The 23,313-nt window shown below is 31.6% G+C and carries 22 protein-coding genes and 1 tRNA gene; 3 read left to right on the top strand and 20 right to left on the bottom strand.

Annotated elements, in window-relative coordinates:
- Window positions 1–18 precede the first annotated feature (18 nt).
- Genes CAMP5118_RS03165 through kpsM form a run of 5 tightly spaced genes read right to left on the bottom strand, consistent with a single transcriptional unit; the run spans window position 19 to window position 5,191 of the window.
- Window positions 19–975 carry a KpsF/GutQ family sugar-phosphate isomerase gene (locus CAMP5118_RS03165; protein WP_442863224.1) on the bottom strand — a complete coding sequence of 319 codons (957 nt, stop codon included), beginning with the start codon at window positions 973–975 and terminating at the stop codon, window positions 19–21.
- Between the two features lie 8 nt (window positions 976–983).
- Entirely contained in the window at window positions 984–2,642 is a 1,659-nt protein-coding gene (locus tag CAMP5118_RS03160; protein ID WP_337216584.1) for a polysaccharide biosynthesis/export family protein, read from the bottom strand.
- On the bottom strand, window positions 2,642–3,757 hold the full coding sequence (locus CAMP5118_RS03155) for a capsule biosynthesis protein (protein WP_337216583.1): 1,116 nt from the start codon (window positions 3,755–3,757) through the stop codon (window positions 2,642–2,644). The genes CAMP5118_RS03160 and CAMP5118_RS03155 overlap by 1 nt, the downstream gene beginning before the upstream one ends.
- Window positions 3,747–4,418, bottom strand: coding sequence for an ABC transporter ATP-binding protein (locus tag CAMP5118_RS03150; protein ID WP_337216582.1), 672 nt, complete (start codon window positions 4,416–4,418; stop codon window positions 3,747–3,749). The genes CAMP5118_RS03155 and CAMP5118_RS03150 overlap by 11 nt, the downstream gene beginning before the upstream one ends.
- Window positions 4,415–5,191: a capsule polysaccharide transporter KpsM gene (gene kpsM, locus CAMP5118_RS03145; RefSeq protein WP_263666309.1), complete on the bottom strand. Its 777-nt coding sequence runs from the start codon at window positions 5,189–5,191 to the stop codon at window positions 4,415–4,417. The genes CAMP5118_RS03150 and kpsM overlap by 4 nt, the downstream gene beginning before the upstream one ends.
- A gap of 81 nt (window positions 5,192–5,272) precedes the next feature.
- Here kpsM and CAMP5118_RS03140 point away from each other — a divergent pair, with 81 nt between their 5' ends.
- On the top strand, window positions 5,273–6,070 hold the full coding sequence (locus CAMP5118_RS03140) for a ferritin-like domain-containing protein (RefSeq protein WP_337216581.1): 798 nt from the start codon (window positions 5,273–5,275) through the stop codon (window positions 6,068–6,070).
- 1 nt (window position 6,071) lies between these two features.
- On the opposite strand, the gene CAMP5118_RS03135 is transcribed toward CAMP5118_RS03140, so the two are convergent.
- The 4 genes from CAMP5118_RS03135 to acpP all read right to left on the bottom strand — a co-directional run bounded on the left by CAMP5118_RS03135 (window position 6,072) and on the right by acpP (window position 8,627).
- A tRNA-Phe gene (locus CAMP5118_RS03135) sits at window positions 6,072–6,147 on the bottom strand.
- Window positions 6,148–6,215: 68 nt separating this feature from the next.
- Complete coding sequence (locus CAMP5118_RS03130; RefSeq protein WP_039617520.1) at window positions 6,216–7,151, bottom strand: acetyl-CoA carboxylase carboxyltransferase subunit alpha; 936 nt, start codon at window positions 7,149–7,151, stop codon at window positions 6,216–6,218.
- Between the two features lies 1 nt (window position 7,152).
- Window positions 7,153–8,367, bottom strand: coding sequence for a beta-ketoacyl-ACP synthase II (locus CAMP5118_RS03125; RefSeq protein ID WP_337216580.1), 1,215 nt, complete (start codon window positions 8,365–8,367; stop codon window positions 7,153–7,155).
- 26 nt (window positions 8,368–8,393) lie between these two features.
- Entirely contained in the window at window positions 8,394–8,627 is a 234-nt protein-coding gene (acpP, locus tag CAMP5118_RS03120) for an acyl carrier protein (protein ID WP_039617517.1), read from the bottom strand.
- Window positions 8,628–8,773: 146 nt separating this feature from the next.
- Here acpP and tenA point away from each other — a divergent pair, with 146 nt between their 5' ends.
- A complete protein-coding gene (gene tenA, locus CAMP5118_RS03115; protein WP_263678471.1) occupies window positions 8,774–9,439 on the top strand; it encodes a thiaminase II in 666 nt (221 codons plus the stop codon).
- Window positions 9,440–9,454: 15 nt separating this feature from the next.
- Here tenA and feoB read toward each other — a convergent pair whose 3' ends face one another.
- The 7 genes from feoB to CAMP5118_RS03080 form a co-directional block, all read right to left on the bottom strand.
- Window positions 9,455–11,479, bottom strand: a complete 2,025-nt coding sequence (gene feoB, locus CAMP5118_RS03110) for a ferrous iron transport protein B (RefSeq protein ID WP_337216579.1) — start codon at window positions 11,477–11,479, stop codon at window positions 9,455–9,457.
- Window positions 11,479–11,706 (bottom strand): FeoA family protein, encoded by a 228-nt coding sequence (locus tag CAMP5118_RS03105; protein WP_039625344.1) that lies wholly within the window; start codon window positions 11,704–11,706, stop codon window positions 11,479–11,481. Before CAMP5118_RS03105 ends, feoB begins: the two co-directional genes overlap by 1 nt.
- A gap of 92 nt (window positions 11,707–11,798) precedes the next feature.
- On the bottom strand, window positions 11,799–13,139 hold the full coding sequence (locus CAMP5118_RS03100; protein WP_337216578.1) for an MmgE/PrpD family protein: 1,341 nt from the start codon (window positions 13,137–13,139) through the stop codon (window positions 11,799–11,801).
- A 6-nt stretch (window positions 13,140–13,145) separates the two neighbouring features.
- Window positions 13,146–14,510, bottom strand: a complete 1,365-nt coding sequence (purB, locus tag CAMP5118_RS03095; protein ID WP_337216577.1) for an adenylosuccinate lyase — start codon at window positions 14,508–14,510, stop codon at window positions 13,146–13,148.
- A 3-nt stretch (window positions 14,511–14,513) separates the two neighbouring features.
- Complete coding sequence (locus CAMP5118_RS03090; RefSeq protein WP_263678465.1) at window positions 14,514–15,683, bottom strand: trans-sulfuration enzyme family protein; 1,170 nt, start codon at window positions 15,681–15,683, stop codon at window positions 14,514–14,516.
- Window positions 15,684–15,696: 13 nt separating this feature from the next.
- A complete protein-coding gene (dcuC, locus tag CAMP5118_RS03085) occupies window positions 15,697–17,136 on the bottom strand; it encodes a C4-dicarboxylate transporter DcuC (RefSeq protein WP_337216576.1) in 1,440 nt (479 codons plus the stop codon).
- Between the two features lie 3 nt (window positions 17,137–17,139).
- Window positions 17,140–17,502 carry a Rid family detoxifying hydrolase gene (locus CAMP5118_RS03080; RefSeq protein WP_263678463.1) on the bottom strand — a complete coding sequence of 121 codons (363 nt, stop codon included), beginning with the start codon at window positions 17,500–17,502 and terminating at the stop codon, window positions 17,140–17,142.
- Between the two features lie 167 nt (window positions 17,503–17,669).
- Here CAMP5118_RS03080 and CAMP5118_RS03075 point away from each other — a divergent pair, with 167 nt between their 5' ends.
- Complete coding sequence (locus CAMP5118_RS03075) at window positions 17,670–18,344, top strand: helix-turn-helix transcriptional regulator (protein WP_263678461.1); 675 nt, start codon at window positions 17,670–17,672, stop codon at window positions 18,342–18,344.
- 1 nt (window position 18,345) lies between these two features.
- Here CAMP5118_RS03075 and CAMP5118_RS03070 read toward each other — a convergent pair whose 3' ends face one another.
- From CAMP5118_RS03070 to CAMP5118_RS03055, 4 genes are read right to left on the bottom strand one after another with little or no spacing between them, the layout of a single operon-like run.
- Complete coding sequence (locus CAMP5118_RS03070) at window positions 18,346–19,677, bottom strand: anaerobic C4-dicarboxylate transporter family protein (RefSeq protein WP_337216575.1); 1,332 nt, start codon at window positions 19,675–19,677, stop codon at window positions 18,346–18,348.
- Complete coding sequence (argH, locus tag CAMP5118_RS03065) at window positions 19,677–21,080, bottom strand: argininosuccinate lyase (RefSeq protein WP_337216574.1); 1,404 nt, start codon at window positions 21,078–21,080, stop codon at window positions 19,677–19,679. Before argH ends, CAMP5118_RS03070 begins: the two co-directional genes overlap by 1 nt.
- A gap of 60 nt (window positions 21,081–21,140) precedes the next feature.
- A complete protein-coding gene (locus CAMP5118_RS03060; protein ID WP_337216573.1) occupies window positions 21,141–21,611 on the bottom strand; it encodes an ankyrin repeat domain-containing protein in 471 nt (156 codons plus the stop codon).
- A gap of 52 nt (window positions 21,612–21,663) precedes the next feature.
- On the bottom strand, window positions 21,664–23,088 hold the full coding sequence (locus CAMP5118_RS03055) for a catalase (RefSeq protein WP_263678456.1): 1,425 nt from the start codon (window positions 23,086–23,088) through the stop codon (window positions 21,664–21,666).
- Window positions 23,089–23,313: the final 225 nt, after the last annotated feature.

Here is a 23,313-nt window from a genome sequence, read left to right as displayed (position 1 = left end):
TCTCCTTATAATTTAAACTTACACATTTCCTATCGCATAAAGCTGTATAATGCCCGCTATTTTTTCATCTTGAGTGACAACAATTTCTTTGATTTTATGTTTCAACATGAGCTCTTCTGCTTCACTTGCCATGGCGCTTGCTTCTATGGTTTTTGGATTCTCACTCATGATTTCTTTAGCTTTAAAATCAAATCTTGGCTTATCATTTGCTCTTAATGCTCTTCTTAAATCACCATCTGTGATGATCCCAACTAGTTTTTCATTCTCAAGTACTATACAAAGTCCTAATTTACCACTAGTCATCACATCAACTAACTCATTAAATTCACTCTCAGGACTGACTATAGGTAGATTATTTGATACCATCAAATCACCCACCCTAGTCAAAAGCTTTCTACCTAAACTACCCCCTGGATGAAACAAAGCAAAATCATCAGGTTTAAATTTCCTTGCCCTCATTAAAGCTACTGCTATAGCATCACCCATAGCTAAAGTAGCCGTGGTAGAAGAAGTTGGAGCAAGTTGAAGCGGACAAGCTTCTTTTTTTACTGCTATGTTTATAAAAATATCTGCTTGTTTAGCTAAAGTAGAGTTTTGATTTCCTGCCATAACAATTAAAGGAATTTTTCTTTTTTTAATCACTGGTATGAGTTTTAAAACCTCTTCAGTCTCTCCTGAATTTGAAATAGCTAAAAGCACATCCTCACTTGTGAGCATACCAAGATCTCCATGTAAAGCTTCACCTGGGTGCATAAAAAAGCTTGGAGTGCCTGTACTAGCCAAAGTCGCAGCTATCTTAGCTCCTATATGGCCTGACTTACCCATGCCACTTACTACACATCTACCTTTGATAGATAAAATCAGCTCAATGGCTTTATTAAAATCTTCATCTAAGTTATCACATAAATCTAAAATTGTTTTTGATTCTATCTCAAAAACTTCTTTGGCTATTTTAATTGCATCGATTTGGCTCATCTAAATTCCTATATATTTAACACTACATTAGTTGCAATAGCTATTTGATATAAAATTTGTGTTAACATGCTAAAGATTTGTAAATTTTGACTATCTACTTTTGGTAAAACCAAAATCGAATCTCCTGCTTTGATATCTGCTGAGCTTCTACCGCTGTATTTAGTTGCTTTGCCATTAGCATTGATTACCAACACTCTTGATATATCAGCTCTATCGCTAAAACCACCTGCTAAATTGATATAATATCTTAATTTTTCTTTATCCATATATACAAATGCACCTGGTATAGAAACTTCACCTTGAACCAAAACAAGATTATTTTTACTAGGTACATTTACTACATCACCTTCTTCTAATACTATAGAATTATACGCTTTGACGCTGTCTATAACGATTTGTCCTTTTGGCTGGGCTTGCTTTGCACGCGCAATAAATTCTAAAATCGTCTTAGCTTGAGTAGCTCTAATGCTAGCTTGTTCAGCATTAACCGAAGAACTTGTTAGAGCTAATGTTTCAAGCTCTTTAAGTTGAGCCTCAATAAGCTGCTTTTGAGTGGCTGCTACACTTTTTCTAAAAACTTGCAAGGCATTAATGTTTGATTGATCATTAACCGCAATCATTTTAGCAAGTTCAGCTAAAGTTGTGCCTTTTTTTACTACCATAGAGTGCAGACCACTATGTTCACCTTCTATACTAATGCTAATATTTTGCGCTGTATAATCAGGTCTAAACTCTATCTCATCACCATTGTATAATTTCACACCTAAAAACTGCTTTTTACTATACGCATCTACGTGCAATTTATGATCATCTCTATAGCTTTTTACCACAGCATTAGTAACTATGGGCTTAGCTCCTGCAACTTTGGCTATATCTTCTAAATTCAAAATATCATTACTAAGCTCAAATCTAAAAGGTTTTTGTACATCTCCTTCTACAAAAACATACTTTTGCACACTACCCACTAAGATCACATCACCCATTCTAAAAGGAAAAAGATCAAGCTGACCTTTAAGTAAAAAATCATATAAATCTATCTTTTTAATGACTTTATTATCTCTTAAAATTTGAATATCTCTAAAACTACCATATTCTAAATTAATACCGCTTGCTTTATCTAAATACTGTATGATAGAATCTGAACTTAATCCTTGATAAAGACCTGGTTGATTCACATTTCCTGTAACAAATACCGATACATTTTGATAAATATCCATATCCGCATATACATAAACATTGCTTTTATAAATTTTATTGATAGCTTTTGTAATAACTTGTACCAAAGCACTATTTTTCACGCCCAAAAGATTAATCGCACCTACTTTTGGTATGAAAATATTTCCTTGAGAATCTACTGTTAAGGTTTGTATAAACTCTACTGCACCCCAAATTTTTACATTAATCCTATCGCCTACTGCTAGTTTATAATCAGGATTGTAAACATGTTGAGTAAATTTAGTAAAGTTTCCATTAAACAAATGCGCGCCAAAAACTTTAGTTATCGGAGCTTGAGTTTGATTAAAATCACTTTGGTTGCTATCATAATTTATAATTTGTGACTCCGAAGATGGAGCTGATGGCTGATTTTGAATTTTTGCAATTTGAGAAACATCTACCGCTGAAAATAAAAACAAAGGTAAAAGTAAAAATAAAAATATCTTTTTCATTAGTATCTATGCTCCTCTATAATCATTTTAATAAATTTAACAATTCCATAAATCAAAGATAAAATCATAAAAGCTGTGAGTATATTATACAAAGCTTCTGGGTATTTAGCACTTTGAGGTAAACTTGGACTTTGCACTATAACTACTTGTTTTATCTTTCTTAAAGCTTCTATCCTAGCACTCTCATATGCTTTTAATGCAGCTGTGTAAGCGCTTTCTGCAAAACCTGCTTCTATGGTTAGATCTTGAAATTTAGCTGCAAGATCATTAAGTTTTTGAGAAGATTTTGGGGATGAAACTTTGGATTTTTCTTTTTGAAGTTGTTTTTTTAAAGCTGTGATTTCACTTTTTATAGTGACAATTTGTGGTGCATTATCATTTATATAGCTTTGCATCATTAAAAGCTCAGCTTCTTTAGCTGCTATTTTTGATTCAAGTTCAGCTATGAGTTTTAGAGTACCTTCTGCTTGTTTGAGTGGATCAAATACTCCATATTTATTTTGAAAAGCTAAAAGCTCATCTTTAGCCTTTTGATATCTTTTTTTAAATTGTAAAAGCTCTTCTTCAGCAAATTGCATTTGATCTCTTGCAGCTTTGTGTGAAATTTCATTGATAAATTTTTCGCTTTCTTTAACTATAGTTGAAGCTATTAAATGTGCACTTTGTGGGTCAAAACCTTCTACTTCTACACGCAAAAGCCCATTAGCCGAGTTTTCTTGAGTAATCTTAACACGGTTTTGATAATACTTTAAAAAATCCTCTTGGTCAGCTGATGAAGAAATACTATAAAAAAAATCAAGTTTTTGTTTTTGATATAACTCGCGAATTTGAATTTTTTCTTCTAAAATATTTAGCATATCTAAAGAATGAATATATGATTTTAAGAAAGTTATATCCTCGCTTGAAAAAGAATTATTAGTCAAAAATGCGGCAATTCCGGTAATAGCTCCGCTATCTCCTGTGGTTGATTTCACACTTAAAACACTTTCGCTTACATAGCGATTTGCTGCTATAAAAACATAATAAAATACAACAAATGCCGTTAGAATCAACACTATTTTGAAAGAGTTAAGTATCTTTAAATTTTTAAACTTTTTTAATAAATCATTTTGCATTTATTTTTCCTTGATACACCGCTATGCCCTCATCTACATCATCATATATAGTAGCTTGTCCATCTTGCATAAATATAATTTTATCACACCATTGTTTAATTTCAGCTACATTATGCGAAACCATGATAACTTTTGATTGGCTTAATTTTTCTTTATAGATTTTAGAGCTTTTTTCTCTAAATTTAGGATCGCCCACAGCACCTGCTTCATCAATTAAATAATAATCAAAATCAAACGCCATACTTAAGCCAAAAGATATCCTAGCGCTCATACCTGCTGAGTAAGTATTCATAGGCTCATCAAAAAACTTACCCAGCTCAGCAAAATCTTCCACAAATTTAATCTTTTCTTCTAAAGCCTTTCCTTTATAGCCATATACTCTAGCCACAAAGCGTGCATTGTCCCTTGCTGAAAGTCTGTGTTGAAACGCACCTGCCAAACCTAATGGCCAAGATAATTTTTTATTAGTGATAATCTTACCTCTATCAGGAAGTAAGGAGCCACTTAAAAGTTTCATTAAGGTTGATTTTCCAGCACCATTGCGCCCCATCAAGCCAATACTACAATTTTCAGGGAATTCAAAACTTAAGTTTTTAAAAACATAATGCCTTCCACCATTGCGCATGGGAAAAGATTTGGTTAAATTAACTAATTTTATCATCGCACCGCTATCAACTTTTCTCTAGTAAAATAATAAAAAAACAAACCCAAAAACAAAATCACACTCAAGCATGCAATAGGATAATAATAATTATAATCATCAAGCAATGGATAATTTTGAAAAAAATTATATTTTAAAAGCTCCATGATATGCAAAAGTGGATTGTAATATAAAATGTCTAAAATAGGTTTTGGAACTATCCATATAGGAAATACCACCAAAGCTGTCCAGTATAAAACTATATTTAAATAATTTAATGCCATTTTTAAAGGCTCTGCAAAATGTCCTGCTATAGCAAAACACATCCCCATAGCAAAACCAAATACCACAAGCAAAAAAAACGAAAACATCACTTCTAGAAAATGCTTAGGTATAACTTGCATATGCAAAAACCAACCTGCTAAAAACATTACACAAATAAAAATAGTAAAATAAATACAAAACTCAAGCAGTGCTCTTGCAATAAAAACATGTATGGGACGAATAGGTTTATAAGCAAAAAGAGCTAGATTAGCACCTATGCCATTTAAAAGCTGAGTAATAATACTTCTAAACATAAAAAAAGGTATAATCCCTACTGCTAAAAATAAAAAGATAGAAACACCTTCGGGCATGATTTGATGATGAAATTCTCTAATAGCTGTTATAATAGAAGTGATTACCAAAACTACCATCATAGGCTCGCCGATCACCCAAAAATAGCCCAGATATTTATTAATACCAAATCTTGTCTTTAGCTCTCTAAAAAATAGAGCGTGTATGACATTAAACATATTTTTAGCAAACCTTTTTAAATTTTCAAAATTTTTATATTATACTTTTTTATCTTATATAATATTTAACAAGGTTTAAAAATGAAAAGAAATTTTTTTGAAGAATTAGAAAAAATTTTATATCACAAAGATATTTTTAAAAAGATTGAATTATTTAATGAATTTTATGAAAATTTTAAAGCTAATTTATATGATTTTAATCATTCTCATGAGGCGATCATTTGTGAAAACTCACAAGTTAAAATCCTTCATCCTATGAAAATAAGACGCCCTAAAGAGGCAAATAGCATTTTATCTTTAGCTAAAATCTTACATTCAGTTGCACATATAGAATATAGTGCTATAAATTTGGCTTTAGATGCTAGTTATAGATTTAAAAACTTGCCATTGAAATTTTATCAAGATTGGCTTGAGGTAGCTGATGAAGAAATTAAGCATTTTTTACTTTTAGAAAAAACTTTAAATGAACTTGGTTTTAAATATGGAGATTTCCATGCACATGATAATCTTGAAAAAGCCTTATTTTTAACCAAAGATAATCTTGCTCACAGAATGGGCATAGTTCATAGAGGACTTGAAGCAAAAGGACTTGATGCTAATCCTTTTGTTTTAGAAAAATTAAACACCACTAATCATCCTATAAAAAATTTATTTAGCGAAATTTTTACCATTATATTAAATGATGAGATTAAACATGTAAATAAAGGGGATTTTTGGTGGAATTATGCAAAAAAAGAAAATGATAATTATATTGATCTTTGTGCCAAATATAAAGAATTTAATCTTTTAGGAAAAGTATATAACAAAACAGCTAGAATACAAGCAGGATTTAACGAAAATGAACTTCGAGAATTAGACGATTTTTATAATAGAAAATGAATGGTGGTTAGAGGCAGAATCGAACTGCCGACACGCAGATTTTCAGTCTGCTGCTCTACCGACTGAGCTATCCAACCACTGAATTGAAGTTGTAATTATACAATAGTTTTTTTAAAAAAAGTTGAAATTTGCATAAAAATGCAAATTATTCAGAAAAAGCTCCAAATTTAAAGATTTTTTGCATTCTTAATGCTGCTAATTCACGTTTATCGTATTGTTCTAATTCTTCTATAGCTTTTAAGACATAATCACTTAAATTTTTAATCGCATTTTCTTTATCTCTATGAGCTCCACTCATTGGTTCTTCGATAACATCATCAATTAAACCTTGAGTTTTTAAATCATCAGCAGTTACTTTCATCGCCTTAGTAGCAGCTTCACTTTTTGATGGATCATTCCATAAAATAGCAGCACAACCCTCAGGTGAAATCACAGAAAAAACTGAATTTTTCATCATAGCAAGTTTATCAGCTACTCCTATGGCTAAAGCACCACCACTTCCACCTTCGCCTATAACTACTGCTATAGTGATTGTTTTAAGAGCGCTTAATTCATATAAATTTCTAGCTATAGCCTCACTTTGACCACGTTCTTCAGCACCCACTCCTGGATAAGCACCCGGAGTATCCACTAAAAATAACACCGGTATGTCAAATTTTTCAGCCATTTTTGCTACTCTTAGAGCTTTTCTATAACCTTCAGGATGAGGCATACCAAAATTTCTATGAAGTTTATCTTTAGTACCTCTACCTTTTTGCTCACCTATAACAATAACTTTTTTACCACCTATATAGCCCGCATAACACACAATAGCAGGATCATCTCTAAAAGCACGATCACCATGAATTTCATAAGCATCACTTAATATAGCTTGAATATAATCAAGCGCATAAGGACGATCAGGATGTCTTGCAAGCTGTAAGCGTTGGTAGTCGCTTAAATTTTTATAAACTTTTTGAGTTTCTTTTTCAAGGTTTTTTTCTAAAATTTTTACTGCTTCATCATCGCCTTTGATTTTAGCATTTGCCAAATCTTCATCAATTTGCTGAATATTTTTTTCAAAATCTAAATATGAAGCCATATTAATCTACTTTTTTGAAAATCACACAACCATTTGTTCCACCAAAACCAAAAGAATTACTCATTACAACATTAACTTCGCTTTTTCTTGCAGTATTTGGTATATAATCAAGATCGCAATTTTCATCTGCTACGATTTGATTGATAGTTGGCGGTAATATACCTTGATCAAGTGCCATTAAAGAAATAACAGCTTCAATAGCTCCAGCAGCACCTAAGCAATGTCCTGTTTGACCTTTTGTAGAACTAACTAAAGGAATTTGATCTTTGAAAAGTTCTTTAATAGCTGCCGTTTCATTTTTATCATTTACCGGAGTAGAAGTTCCGTGCGCATTAATATAATCTACTTTTGGGTTTCCTGCCATTTTTAAAGCTTTTTTCATAGCATGCAATGGCCCTTCTAAAGTAGGCGAAGTGATATGATGTGCGTCCGCACTTTCGCCAAAACCTACTAACTCAGCATAAATTTTAGCTCCACGCTTTTTAGCAGCCTCATACTCTTCAAACACTAAAGCACCGGCACCCTCACCCATCACAAAACCATCCCTTTCTTTATCAAATGGTCTTGAAGCTTTGGCTGGATCATCATTTCTAGTAGAAAGAGCTTTCATAGCAGCAAAGCCACCTATACCCACAGCACAAATGGCTGCTTCAGCACCTACTACAAGCATTTTATCTGCATTGCCTAAAGCTATGCTTTTATAAGCTTCGCCTATAGCATGAGTCCCCGCTGCACAAGCAGTTACGCATGAGATATTTGGTCCTTGTAATCCATGCTCGATTGAAATAATCCCGCCAAGCATATTAACCAAAGCTGAAGGTATGAAAAAAGGAGTAATTTTACGTGGTCCACGCTGTGCGCAAGTAACGGAATTTTTTTCTATATTTGGTAAACCACCTATACCAGCTGCTGAAACTACACCAAATTCTTCTTTATTTAAAGTTTCATCAAATTTAGCATCTTCCATAGCTTCTCTTGCTGCTTTAATACCAAGTTGTATAAAACGATCTATTTTTTTAACCTCTTTAGCATCACAAACACTTAAAGGGTCAAAATTTTTTACTTCAGCAGCAATTTGCACTGGAAAATCAGTGGTATCAAAAAGAGTGATTTTATCAACGCCACTTTTACCATCACAAATTGCTTTAAATGAGCTATCTTTGTCTAAGCCAAGAGCATTGATCATTCCTATACCTGTTACTACAACGCGTTTCAAACCGCACTCCTTATTAAAAATTAATTTTATTTTTGAAGATTTTCTATATAATTAACAACATCTTCGATTTTTACTAGTTTTTCAGCATCACTGTCTGGAATTTCTACATCAAATTTTTCTTCTAAAGCCATAACTAATTCAACAACATCTAAAGAATCTGCACCTAAATCTTCAATGATTTTAGATTCCATTTTAACTGCATCTTCATCAACACTAAGTTGCTCAACAACTACTTTTTTTACATCATCAAAAATTGCCATTTTTATCTCCTAGTTTAAAAAATTAAACCACATTTTACAATAAAAAAATAAATTTCTTGTTTAAAAAGTTAAAAATTAAAGATTATTACGAAAAAATTTAATTATCTGTGTTTAAATAAAAGCTTAATTTTTAACAAAGGAAATTAATGCTTTTAGATAAACTTATAAAAGAAAATAAAAAAACTTGGGAGCAATATATCTATCATGAATTTGTAAAAAAACTTCAAAATGGCACTTTAGAAAAAGATGTATTTTTGTTTTATCTTAAACAAGATTATATCTTTTTAAATAATTATGCAAAATGTTATGCTCTGCTTGCTTTAAATGCAAATAATGCTAAAGAAATTCAATTTGCTATTAAAAATCAAAACTACACTTTAGAAGGAGAATTAGAGCTTCATAGAAGTATTTTAAAGCTAGGTATTGATGTAGAAAAACTTAACCATAAAGATGAAAGTTTAACTAATATTGCCTATACAAGATACTTACTAAGCGTGGGACAAAATGGAGATTATTTGGATATGCTGTGTGCTTTGAGTGCTTGTGCTATAGGCTATGCATATATAGGAGAAGAAATTTATAAAGGGCTTAATAAACAAAGCTTAGAAAATCATCCTTACAAAGAATGGATTTTAACCTATGCGGGTAAAGAATTTCAAGATGAAATCAAAGAATTTAAAGACTTTTTTAATTCTTATGCAAATAGCATTAGCGAAGAAAAATTTAAAAAGTTAAACGAAATTTTTTATACTACCGTAAGACTTGAAACAGCCTTTTGGCAACACTCTTTAGAGCAAAAAATGGAAATTTAATCATCATAAAGATGATTAAATTATCAATTTAGCAATATTAATCCCTACAAAAGCAACCAAATACGCACATAAAGATGTAAATATAAAAAGATACCATGCATATTTTTTATTTCCTGCTTCTTTAGCAAAAACTATAGTTGCTGCAAAACAAGGATTATAAATCATAACAAAAAGTATAAAAGCTACTGCTGTGCTAAAAGGGATATTTTCTTTTATGGCTTCTTGTAAATTTAAACTTGTCTCATCAACTTCATCACCTAAAGAATAAAGCACACCCATAGTAGAAATCATCACTTCTTTAGCAGCTAAACCACTTACCAAAGATACACTAAGTTTCCAATCAAAGCCAAGTGGTGCAAAAATAGGCTCTATTGCTTTACCAAATTGTCCAAGATAACTATTTTCTATCTGAAGCTCTTGAGTTAAAGCATCTTGAGTATTATTTTCTTGTGCAGGAAAATTACTCGCAAACCAAATAAGCAAAGAAGCTATCAAAATAAATGTTCCTGCTTTTTTTAAATACATTTTGGCTTTGTTAAACACCATAAACCATACCAAATTCCAATTTGGCATTCTATATTTTGGCATTTCCATTACAAAGGGTTCATCTTGTCCTTTAAAAGCACTCATTCTTAAAATTTTAGCTGCAATCAAACCCAAAAACGCACCCAAAAGATAAATCCCAAAAAGATAATTTCCCGCTACATCAGCAGGAAAAAACACTCCAACAAAAAGCACATATACAGGAAGTCTTGCACCACAACTCATAAAATTAATAATAAAAAGAGTTAATAATCTATCTTTTTTATTTTTTAAAGTTCTTGTAGCCATAAATGCAGGTACTGAACAGCCAAAACCCGTGATTAAAGGGATAAAACTTTTACCATGTAAGCCAAATTTGTATAAAATTCCATCTAATAAAAATGCAACCCTAGCCATATATCCAGTTGTTTCAAGCAAGGCTATACCAAAAAATAAAATCATAATATTTGGTAAAAAAGTTATAACCGCACCAACCCCACCTAAAACACCATCAGCTAAGGCTGAAGCGATAAATTCATTGCTAATATTATTTTTTACCATATCACCTAAATTAGCAAAAAACATTTCTATATAATCCATAGGGATTTGACCTAAAGTAAAGGTTAGTTGAAATAAAGCCCACATAAAAAACAAAAATATAGGAATTCCTAAAAATTTATTGATTAAAATAGAATCTATTTCTTTGGTATGATTTTTATACTTAACACCCTTACTTAAAACCTTAGCACATATACCATTTGCAAAAGCAATTAGCTCTTCTTTAAAAATACTTTCCATATCTTTACTGTGATATGCCATGTAAATTTTTTCTAAAGCTTCATCAAGTATTTTTCTCAAAGCGTGTGAAATGACTATATTGGCTTCATTTTTAAGTAAAGCAAGTGCTAAATCTTTTGTAGAAAAATCTAAATAAGTAATTTCATTTTGATTTAAAAATTCACTTATTTTTGCAAGTTCTTCTTCTATGATATCACTATAAACACGCTCTTTGGCTTCAAATTTAGCTTCATGGGTTAAAATGATTAAATCCAAAAGTGCATTTAGATTTTCTTTAGTTTTAGCACACACGCCAAGACAAGGTGTATTTAGAAGTTGGGACAAAATTTTAAAATCTATGCTAAAACCTTCATTTTTAGCTTCATCTTGCATATTTAAAGCCATAATCATTTTGATTTTAGCTTCTATTAAAGATGCACTCAAAATCAAATTACGCTCTAAATTTGTAGAATCAAGCACATTTACTACAAGATCAAATTTACCCTTTTTTAAAAAATCTTTTGTAATTTTTTCTTCTTCGCTATAACCATCTAATGCATAAGTTCCTGGTAAATCTATAAATTTAAACTCATAATTTTTATAAATTAATCTAGCTTCAGCTTTTTCAACTGTAACACCGCTAAAATTACCAACTTTCATATTAGCTTTGCAAAGTGCGTTAATTAATAAACTTTTACCGACATTTGGCTGACCCACTAAAGCAACGATGATTTCTTTCATTAAAACTCTTTTGAAATTTGTATTATTTTTGCTTCACTTGAGCGTAAAATCACGCAAGTTGTATCAAGTTCTACCATAATAGTAGAATTTGCAATAGAAGAGCGAATTTTTTTAACTTTTTTGTTTTTTGCAAAACCAAAACTAAAAAGTCTTGCTTGGAGTTGTTTATCTGCTTCAAAGCCTACTATAATAGCTTCTTCATTATCTTTTAATGTATCTAAAGTCATGTTTTTCCTTACAAAAACTAAGATAAAACATTATATAAAAAATTAAATTATTTCTTTTTTAAAATAATAAGCAATCTCAAAAAATGAGATTGCTAGAAATCAAAATCATTTAGATTTTCTAAATTTTGAAGCTTTTTGACTAATTCCTCAGCCTTTTCTAAAGAAAGTGCTATGCTAGCATTAGAAAGAAATTTATCTTTTAATTCATCAAAACTTAAAGGATTATCAAAATTTCCTTTATTAATCAGTACATCTTTTTTAATTACTCTTCCATCATTTAAAACAGCTTCTAAATGTCCTGGAAAGTATTTAGGGAAACCGCTAGATTTTTTCTTTTCATAGCTAATTTTTTTAGCAAATTCTATTAGTTCAGCTCTATTTAAATGTTCATAAGATTTTAAAGTGATCTTACCGTCAAAAAATGCCAAAGCCATTAAAAAAGGCATGGAAAATTTAGCAGCATAAGCACTTTGTGGAGTGTATTTTGCTTCTATTGGATCACAGATAAATGAAATTGGCACCTCATCTACAAAACAATGTATACTTTTGATATCTTGTGCTTTTAAGCCATCATTTCTTAAACTCATAGCACAATCAATAAGCCCATGTGCAAAATGACAACTTGGATAAGGTTTTAACGAAACTTGCATTACTTGCCAAATTTCATTCAAGCCCTTACAAAGTTCATTTTTATCACACTCATCTTCTAAGCCAAAAGTTCTAAAGATATTATCCCTTCCTTCAAATATACTCAAAGGACCGCTCATATTAGCTTTTGCGCAATTTGCTACTAAAATTCCATTTTTCAAAGCATTAGCTATGTGTAAAACTTTAGAATTAGAACCATTAGATAAAAACTCATTTACCCCACTTGCAAAACTTCCTGCTAAACCTAGCGCATTGATGATTTGTTCTTTGTTTAAACCAAGTAAAACACAACTTGCAGCCACACTACCAAAAATTCCTGCTATAGCTGTAGTATGAAAGCCGCGTTTATGGAAACTTCCTTTGCTTGCTATACCCACTCTAGCAGCAATTTCCCAACCAACTATAAAAGCTTTTAAAACTTTTTTTCCATCTTTACTTACGCTAAATCCATAAGTTAAACAAAGCGGAGTTAAAATAGCACTAGCGTGCAAAATAGCTTCAGTATGAGTATCATCAAAATCAAGGGCATGCGCTGCAATAGCATTTACCATCGCAGCATAAATTACATCAAGCTTTTTATCTTCACTCCAAATTTTTTCACTAGGATTTACGCTTAAAGCTTCAAAAGCCTTAGTTGCATTTAAAACACAAGCTTCATTTTTAGCAGCTAGGGCTGTTCCTAGTGCATCAAGCATAAGCTCTTTTGCTCTTTGTTTTACTTCACTAGGGATAGCTTCATAGTCTAAATTTACGATAAATTCGGCTAGTTTTTCACTTAAATACATTTTTTCCTACTTTAGAATTGGTGCATTAGCGATTTTTTCTAAGAACTCATCAACTAATTTTGGTGCATAACCTACATAAGTTGTAGCATCCATTAAAACATCAATATCTTTTTCACTTAAAACCTTACTCACGCGCTCATCTTCAAGTAAAACTTCTTTGAAAGTTTTATGATTTTCTATACCTCTCATAGCATTTTCATAAACAATTTCATGTGCATGTTGCTTACCATAGTGATCGCTTAAAGCAAACATTACACGTTCTGCTAACACAAAGCCATTAAGCGTATCAAGATTTTTTAGCATTTTGTCTTTTTTAACTTCTAAATCATCAAAGACAAATTTCATATTTGCCAATACCACTGAAAGCATTAAAAACGCTTCTGGCAAAAGCTTCCATTCCATTTTCCAAACTTGACCATCTCTTTCATGTTCATGTCTTTCTATATCGCTTAAAATTGCAATATTAGCTCTTAGAGCATTACTTACAGTCACTGCATTTTCACTTACTGCAGGATTTCTTTTATGAGGCATAGTAGAGCTTCCCACTTGACCTTTTCCAAAAGGCTCAGCAATTTCATCGATTTCGTTATGAGCTAAGATTAAAAGCTGATGTGCAATTTTGTTAAAGGTTGCATTGATATTACCTAAAACATAACCAAGCTCTATAAAACGATCTCTTGCTGGTTGCCATGAGATATCAGGAACTTCTAAACCTAAGCTTTCTAAAGTAAGTTTTTCTACTTCATTAGCCTTGTCACTTAAACTTGCTTTAGTTCCTACTGCACCTACGATTAATCCTACATATAATCTTTTTTCAAGTTCAATAATTCTTTCATAGTGGCGATTAAGCTCACTAAGCCAAATTGCAACTTTGTGTCCAAAAGTTATAGGTAAAGCTTGTAAAGCTAAGGTTCTTCCCATCATTGCAGTGTTTTTATGCTCTTTTGCGATTTTTGCTAAATTTTTAGCTATATCTTTTAAATCTTGCTTGATTAAAGCCATAGCTTCTTTAAATTGTAAAACTATGCCTGTATCAATGATATCTTGCGTTGTTACACCAAAATGTACATATTCACCAAGACCATTTTCACAAGCTTTTTCTAAACCACGCACAGTAGGCACTAAAGGGTGTTTGGTCTTTTTAAACTCAGCAAAAATAAAATCCATATCCATAAATTTATAATGCGCTTTTTTAGCTATTTCTACAGCTGCTTCATTAGGGATAATGCCAAGTTTTGCTTGAGCTTTTGCCAAGGCAGCTTCTACATCAAGCCATTTTTGAATTCTATTTTCTTCACTAAAAATAGCTCTCATTGCAGGAGTGCTCCAAGAATCTTGAAGCAACCTCATATCAAATACACTCACACCCATGTTTTATCCTTTAAAATTTATTTTTTCAAATGCTTGTTTTAAATCAGCAATCAAATCCTTACTATCTTCAAGACCTATATGAAATCTCACAAAAGGCCCTCTAGCACTCCAATCTGTTGCAGTTCTTGGTGGAGTAGTAACAGTAGCTAAACTCTCATATCCACCCCAGCTTGCACCAATTGAAAAATACTCTAAATTATCTACAAACCCAATGGCTTGTTCTTTTGAAATACCATCTGCAAATTCAATCGTTACCATACCATTAGCGCCTTTATGATCACGCATAAAAACTTCATGGTTTGGATGAGTTTTTAATTTTGGATAAAAGATTGTTTTAACTTCTTTTCTGCTTTGTAAAAACTCTACTACCTCATCTGCACTTTTTTCATGTGCTTTCATTCTTACATCTAAAGTTCTCATACCACGAAGCACTAAATAAGCATCATCAGGACTTGTAGTAAATCCTAAAGCTTCTGGTAATTTGTCAAAATTTTTCCATTCTTTTTCATTAATCACTACTATACCCATGGTTACATCTGAATGCCCACTTAGATATTTAGTTGCGGCAATCACTGAAATATCCACACCAAGCTCAAGCGGATTTAAAAAATACCCACTTGAATAAGTATTATCAATCGCTACTGGTATGTTATGTTTGTGTGCAATTTCACAAAGTTTTGGCAAATCTATGATTTCATAAAGTATAGAACCTGGGCTTTCACAAAGGATTAATTTTGTGTTTGGTTTGATCTTTTCTTCTACATCAGAAGCATCGGCTTTTAAAAAGTCAATTTCTACACCCATTTTAGTTAAAAATAAATCACAAATTGTTCTAACAGGTCCATAAATAGCATCAGTGATTAAAAAATGAGCATCTTTGCTAGCATAATTTAAAAGCACCATAGCCAGCGCTGCAAGTCCTGTTGGGAAAAGTTGCGCTCTATGGCCTCCCTCAAGCGCACAAATTAGTTTTTCAAGTTCAAAATTAGTTGCTGTTCCTCTAGCACCATAACTTAAAACACGATCTGTTTTTCTTAACTCACGGTATTTTTGCCAAGTTGCATGATCTTTAAAAAGTATAGTTGATGCACGCATTAAGGTTGGATTAACTGATCTTACTTCAGCATTTTGATCGCCTCTTCCTAGGTGGATTAATTTAGTTTTGTTGTTCATTTTGTACTCCTTTTTATAGATAAATATAAGTCATAATCACATTAACAATAGCAGCTACAAGCATAGGAATAGCCGTTCTTTTCACAACTTGTAGTGGATTTACTTTAGCTATAGCCGAAATTGCCAAAATAGCAGGTGCGATAGGCGAAACACATCTACCAAAACCTGTCATGATTTGAATAGGTGCTATCATAGCTATGGTTTCAACCCCAAAAGATTTTGCTATATTTGGAATAAGTGGCGCAAAAGAAAAAAATGCTGCATTTCCTGAACCCATTAAAAATGCACATACAGCAAGCAAAATAGAAACTGCTATAATAATAGCAAGCACTCCAAAACCTGCATCTTTTGCAAAACCTATTAAAGTATCTACAAAGCCAACTGATAAAAGTCCGTTTGCAAAAACTTGACCACAAACGATCAAAGAAACTGTGATTACAAACAAATGCCCCATACCTTTGAAAAATACCATAATAGAATTTAAAGTATCAATCAAACTTCTATAACGAATGATTTCAAAAATAATTGCAATAAAGGTTGAAATCATCATTGCAACTGGCACATTCATTTTAATAGCAGTAGATGAAGCGGCTTTAACTTCTTCCATGGTAGCAAATCCCATTAATACCATAATGCTATCTAAAACACTGCTAAAACCCAAAATTAACACTAAAGGTATAACAGGTAAAATCGCATAGATTCTAGGTGGTTTTTTCACCTCTTCTTTTTTGCTATCATTTTCTGATAACTCTTTTTCTATCTCATCACGATTAAAAACAAAATTTTCTTTTTTATCAAAATATTTTGAGCAAAAATAAATCGCAATACCCACAGCAATAATAATAGGTACAGTTGTAGGAAGCTGATAATGCACAAAATACACCGCAGGATCAATTTCAGCTGTTTTTGCAGCTAAAATCACATTACCACTACCTGGACCATGGTCAATGTATTGACAAATAGCGATAACTGAAAGCGCAGAAAGCTTAGAAACGCCTGAGCGCACTAAAATAGGATACATTGTAACCATAAGTAAAAGCGCCAAACCTGCATGTGAAGGTATAAAAAGCACTAAAAACTGGATTACAAAATATGAAACTAACAATAGAACATAAGGCGATTTTACTGCCTTTAAAGGTCTTTCAAACACTTTAAATAAAGCATAACTTGCGCCCACATGATCCATATAAGCAGAAAATCCCGCTATACACATCAAAGTAAGTCCAAGCCCTGCTAGAGTGCTTGACATATTTGTATTAACAACTTGGAAAATATCAAAAAGTCCTAAATGCAAAGATTGCTTTTCACTAATGATAGGAGAAAGTCCAAAAATTCCTGCTAGAGATAGCAAGAATAAACCACTTAAAAGCAACGCCATATGGGCGTTGATTTTTTTATAGAGCATAAATACAAGTAAAAATACAGAACATCCTGCAAAAAATAAACCCAACATGCTCTATCCTTTATAAGCAATAACCTCTATCTCCACTTTAGCACCCTTAGGAAGATCTTTTACCGCAAAAGCACTTCTTGCAGGATATGGAGCTGCGAAAAATTCAGAATAAACCTCATTGAAAACCACAAAATCATCAATATTTGCTAAAAAGCAAGTCGTTTTAACCACATTGTTAAAATAAAGATTATTTTCTTCTAATATAGCCTTAATATTTAACAATGATTGTCTTGTTTGTTCTTTTACATCTTCACTTTCTATATTTCCACTTTCTGGATTAATAGGAAGTTGTCCTGAAATAAATAACAAACCATTAGCTTCTCTATAAGCTGAATATGGTCCTATAGCCTTTGGATAATTTGCCATGTATACTCCTTGTGTTTAAATTAAATCATAATATAATATTATCATCATAATAATAAATTGTCAATATTTTTTTATCATAATAATAATTTTTTTTATTGTTATAATTATTAACAACTTTGATGAAAATATTATGTAAAATAACAAAAAACAACAAAAAGGTCTAGATCATGGATGAGCAACAAAAAGAATTATTTATCAAACTTACCCAGTTTTTAGGGCAAGTACTTGGAGATCAATATGAAATAGTTTTTCATGTGATTGCACCTGAGGGTTCATATATTGCAGCCATTGCAAATAATCACATTAGTGGAAGAACCATTAATTCTCCATTAACTTCTTTTGCAAGTGAACTTGTACAAGAAAAAGAGTATTTAAACAAAGATTTTTTATGTGATTATAAAGCAAAGGTTGGAAAGTCTAAGATTGTTACTGGATCAACTTTTTTTATAAAAAATCAAAAGAAAATCGTGGGAATTTTATGTATAAATCACGATACCACAGAGCTTAGAAATGCTATTAGTAAAATCATAGAACTTGAAAAAATCAATGATTTTAGTGATTTATTAGATATTCATAATCAAAACAATATAAATTTGCACAATGTGAGTAATATAGAAACACTTAGTCACTCTATAGAAGATATTTTAGCTGAAAATATAGACTTAAAATATTTAAATTCAGGATATAGCTTAAGCACTGAGCAAAAAGATGAGATTATTAAAAAGCTTCATTCGAAAGGAATTTTTAACATCAAAGGAAGCATACCTATAGTTGCTAAGTCGCTTAATATATCAGAACCTAGTGTCTATAGGTATTTACAAAAACTTAAAAACAATCTCTAAGCTAAAATACAAGCTTAGAGATAAAATAACCTGCAATAGTCGCACTAATAATTAAAACAAAACCTGGTCTTAAATAAGAGTGATTGATCACAAATTTACCTATTTTTGTTGTGCCTGTTCTATCAAAAGCCACACATGCTATTTGATTAGCTCCTGGGACTATAAAATCTCCGCTCACACAAGGATAAAGCACAATAAGAATTTGAGGAGGAATTCCCAAACTCACACCCAAAGGCATCAAAGCAGCTACTGTTGCTGAAGGAGAAAAAATCACCATAGAAAAGGCAAATAAAGCCACTCCAAATAAATACGGATAATCCTCTACAATATGCGATAAAGAATCACTAAATAAAGGCTTATAAGCTTCAAAAAATGTTCCTGTCATCCAAGCTATACCAAAAACCCCTACAACTCCTATAAGTCCTGATCTAAATACCGAAGTTTCACCAAGCTTATTAGCAGGAACTTTAGCAAAAAGCATAATCAAACAAGCCGTTGCAAGCATGATCATTTGGATTAAATTTGGAGTAGAAAGTCTTTCTATTTTACCATCTGCAAGCTCATAATGAGGCAATAAATTTGTAAAAGTACCAAAGAAAATAATAGTTAAAATCCCTAAAGCAAAAATATACAAAGACCTTCTAGCCATAGGATCATGTTCGCTATCTTTGTTTTGCAAATCTTCACTTAAAAAATGATATTCTCCCGCTCTTACTCTTTTTTGAAATTCCTCATCTTGCTCAAGCTCTTTTCCTCTTTTTAAAACACTCAAACAAGCAAGAAACACACCTATAAAAAAGGCTGGCAAACTTACCATTAAAATTTGCACTATTGTTGTACCACTAAAAGCTAAAACAGCCACCATAGCAGCAGTAGCTGCACTCATAGGTGAAGCTATAACACCAATACCTGCTGCTACAACTGAAACCGAAAGCGCTCTTTCGGGACGAATTTTAGCATCAGCTGCCACTTCAGCAATCACTGGATAAACAGAAAAAGCCACATAGGTAGTACCGCAAAAAATCGTAAAAGCAGAGCTAATCAAAGGTCCCATAAAAACAATAGCTTGAGGTTTTTTCTTTAAAATTTTTTCTGCTATTTTTACTAGTAAATCAAGCCCACCTGCGCTTTGTAAAACACTCACACAAGTAATCACAGCAAGTATAATAAACACAACACTCACAGGAAGTGAAGCTGGTTGCATACCAAAGACCAAAACCAAAATACACATACCAAGCCCACCTGCAACCCCAAGTCCTATACCACCATATCTACCACCTATAGCTATCATAGAAAAAATGATGAAAAATTCTAATATAAAAATAATATCCATTAATCTTGTGCCTTATATTGCTCTAAAAGCTCTTTTGCGTGTTTAATTTGTTCTAATACTACTTTAGTTCCTGTACCACCATAAGATACTCTTGCGTCTATACAAGTTTCTAAAGCAATTGCCTCATAAATATCTTCTTGGATATTTTCATTAAATTGATGAAATTCCTCCATGCTAAGTTCTTCAAGCATTTTTCCATGTTTAATACAATAATTCACAGCCCCGCCAACTATACTATGAGCTTCTCTAAATGGTATATTTTTTCTTACTAAATAATCAGCCATATCTGTGGCATTTGAAAAACCTTTTGCAGCAGCTGCTCTTGTATTATTAGCATTTACTTGCATTTTTTCTATCATAGGAGTTATGATTTTCAAACTTGCCATTAAAGTATCCATAGAATCATAAACTTGAGCCTTATCTTCACTCATGTCAGTATTATAAGCAAGTGGAATACCTTTCATAATAGTTAGCATTGCCATAACATTACCATACATTCTACCTGTCTTACCACGCATTTTTTCAGCCACATCAGGATTTTTCTTTTGAGGCATTATGCTTGAGCCTGTACAAAAATCATCACTTAATTCTATAAATTTAAAATCTTGACTTGAAAAAAGTATAAGCTCTTCACAAAAACGACTAAGGTGCATAAAGCACATTGCAGCCACAGAAGTAAATTCAACCATATGATCTCTATCACTAACGCTATCAATGCTATTTTCTGTTGGTTTTGCAAAACCTAATTCTTTGGCACAAAAATGCCTGTCTATATTAAATGTGGTTCCACCAAGTGCAGCTGCTCCTAAAGGACACTCATCCATTCTTTTATATAAATCTTCAAAACGAGAATAATCCCTACTTAACATCCAAAAATATGCCATGATCCAATGTGAAAAAAGCACCGGCTGACCAGTTTGTAAATGTGTATAGCCTGGCATAATAGCTTTGATATTTTTTTGAGCTTGATTGATGATTTCTTCCTCTAAAGCAATAATTTGATTTAGAATTTCTTTTATAACTGCTCTCATATGCATTTTTGAATCAAGCGTAGTTTGGTCGTTTCTACTTCTTGCAGTGTGAAGTTTTCCACCTACTGGGCCTACAATTTGTGTCATTCTTTTTTCTACAGCCATATGAATATCCTCATCAGCTATATCAAAAACAAAGGTTCCATTTTGAATTTCTTCTCTAACTTGTTCTAAACCCTTGGTGATAGTTTTTGCTTCATCTTCTTTTATAATGCCTTGTTTTGCAAGCATAGTGCAATGAATTATACTTCCTTGTATATCAAAAGGAGCAAGTCTTGGCTCAACTAATAATGAAGCAGTGTATTCTTCAACTAATTTATTTGTAGGTAAATCAAAACGTCCACCCCATAATTTCTCTGCTTTTTGTGACATATTTATCCTTCTATTTACAAATAAAAGGATAATTTTATAATTTTTATTTTTTCAAAGAGTTTAACTTTTCTTTCTTTTAAAAATTTTTAACATACCAAAAGCTATTTTTTTAAGAAAGCTTTTTTTAGAATGCTTTGTTAAAAATTCTACTATATCTCTATGCCCAAACATTAGTGCAAAAGTAAAAGGTGTCATACCAAGACCGTTGTTTTCATCAATATTTGCTCCATGTTCTACCAAAAGCTTACACATAGGCAAATATCCTTTAAAACACACCCCTGCTAATGGAGTTTGTCCTCTGTCATTTTTCTCATCTACCCTAGCATTATTTTCTAGTAAAAACTTAGCACATTCATAAGCATTATGATAACTTGCAAGCATTAAAAGACTATCGCCTTTATGATTTTTTAAATTCACACTCAAACCTGCTTCTATTATAATCTTTAAATTTTGCAAATCATTTTTTCTTGCATAATCAAAAGCCATAGTACAAAGTTCTTGAATTCTTTTTTCTTCTTCGTTGCTAAACATATTTTTCCTTTTATAATCTTTAGTTTGCCACTTTTAAAGTGGCAAGTAAAAATTACATTTTCAAAGTTTTTTTAACACCATTTGCATATTCACTTGAAATTTTTTCAAAATGACTTAATGCTCTAGCAATAATTTTTTTATCAACCCCACTCATAGAAGTAGCGATATTTTTAAATAACTGCTCTTTTTGATCTTGGTTCATTATATCAAACAAAGCTCTTGGTTGAGTATAAAAATCATCATCAAGTGGAGCATATCTTTGCGCACTACCTTCAAGTGATAAGTCAGGCTCAAGATAGCTTTTATCTTCTTTTGGACTATCATCATAACTATTTGGCTCATAGTAAGCTGCGCCATTTTTATAAGTGTCAAAATTCATAGCTCCTGCTACATTATAAGTATTTACTTCACTTTTTGCACGATTAACTGGCAATAAATGATAATTTGTTCCTATGCGATATCTGTGTGCATCAGGATAAGAAAAGATTCTAGCTTGCAACATTTTATCAGGACTAAAACCAATACCAGGAACGATATTACTTGGACTAAATGCAGCTTGTTCTACTTCGTTAAAGTAATTTTGTACATTTTTATTAAGTACTAATTCACCTACTTCTATTAAAGGCACAATGCTATGTGGCCAAACTTTAGTTAAATCAAAAGGATTAAAACCTAGTTTTTCTACCTCATCTTCTTTTAAAACTTGAATTTGGAAAGTCCATTTTGGAAAATCTCCTTTTTCAATAGCCTCATATAAATCTCTTTGATGACTTTCTCTATCATTTGCTATTAAATTCGCCGCTTCTTCGTTGGTTAAATTTTTAATACCTTGCTTGGTTTTAAAATGAAATTTCACCCAAAATCTTTCATTTTTATCATTAATCAAACTATAAGTGTGACTTCCAAAACCATGCATATGACGATAACTTGCAGGAATTCCTCTATCGCTCATTAAAATAGTAACCTGGTGTAAGCTTTCAGGACAAAGGCTCCAAAAATCCCATGCAGCATTATTACTTCTTAAATGAGTTCTTGGATCTCTTTTTTGAGTATGGATAAAATCAGGAAATTTATACGCATCTCTTATAAAAAATGTCGGAGTATTATTACCTACTAAATCCCAATTTCCTTCTTTGGTATAAAATTTAATCGCAAAACCCCTTACATCTCTTTCTGCATCAGCTGCACCTGCTTCACCTGCAACGGTTGAAAATCTTATAAATAAAGGCGTATTTTCTCCAAGCTGTAAAACTTTTGCTTTGGTATATTGAGAAATATCTTTAGTAATTTTAAGTTCTCCATAAGCACCACTTCCTTTTGCATGTACTGTTCTTTCTGGAATTCTTTCTCTATTTTGATGAGCAAGTTTTTCAAGCAAAATATAATCTTGCATTAAAAGTGGACCTTTAGCACCTGCACTTAGTGAATTTTGATTATCAGCTATGATATTTCCAAAATCATTTGTTAGTTTTTTCATTGTGTCTCCTTTTTAAATAATAATTTTTATTATTTGATAAATTATATTCCTATATTATTAAAATAAAATTAAACGATAAAAATTATCATTATTTAAAAAATGATTATAAAATTCTTATTTTTAAAAAAATAATCTTTTTTTAAGCATAAATATTTTTATTTTGTAATAAAATTGTTAAAAAATAAGAATAAGCATTCTTATTTTAAATATTTTTACTACAAAATT

Source organism: Campylobacter sp. LMG 7929, from assembly GCF_024723595.1.
GTDB lineage: Bacteria > Campylobacterota > Campylobacteria > Campylobacterales > Campylobacteraceae > Campylobacter_D.
This window is presented reverse-complemented; position numbering and strand designations above follow the sequence as displayed.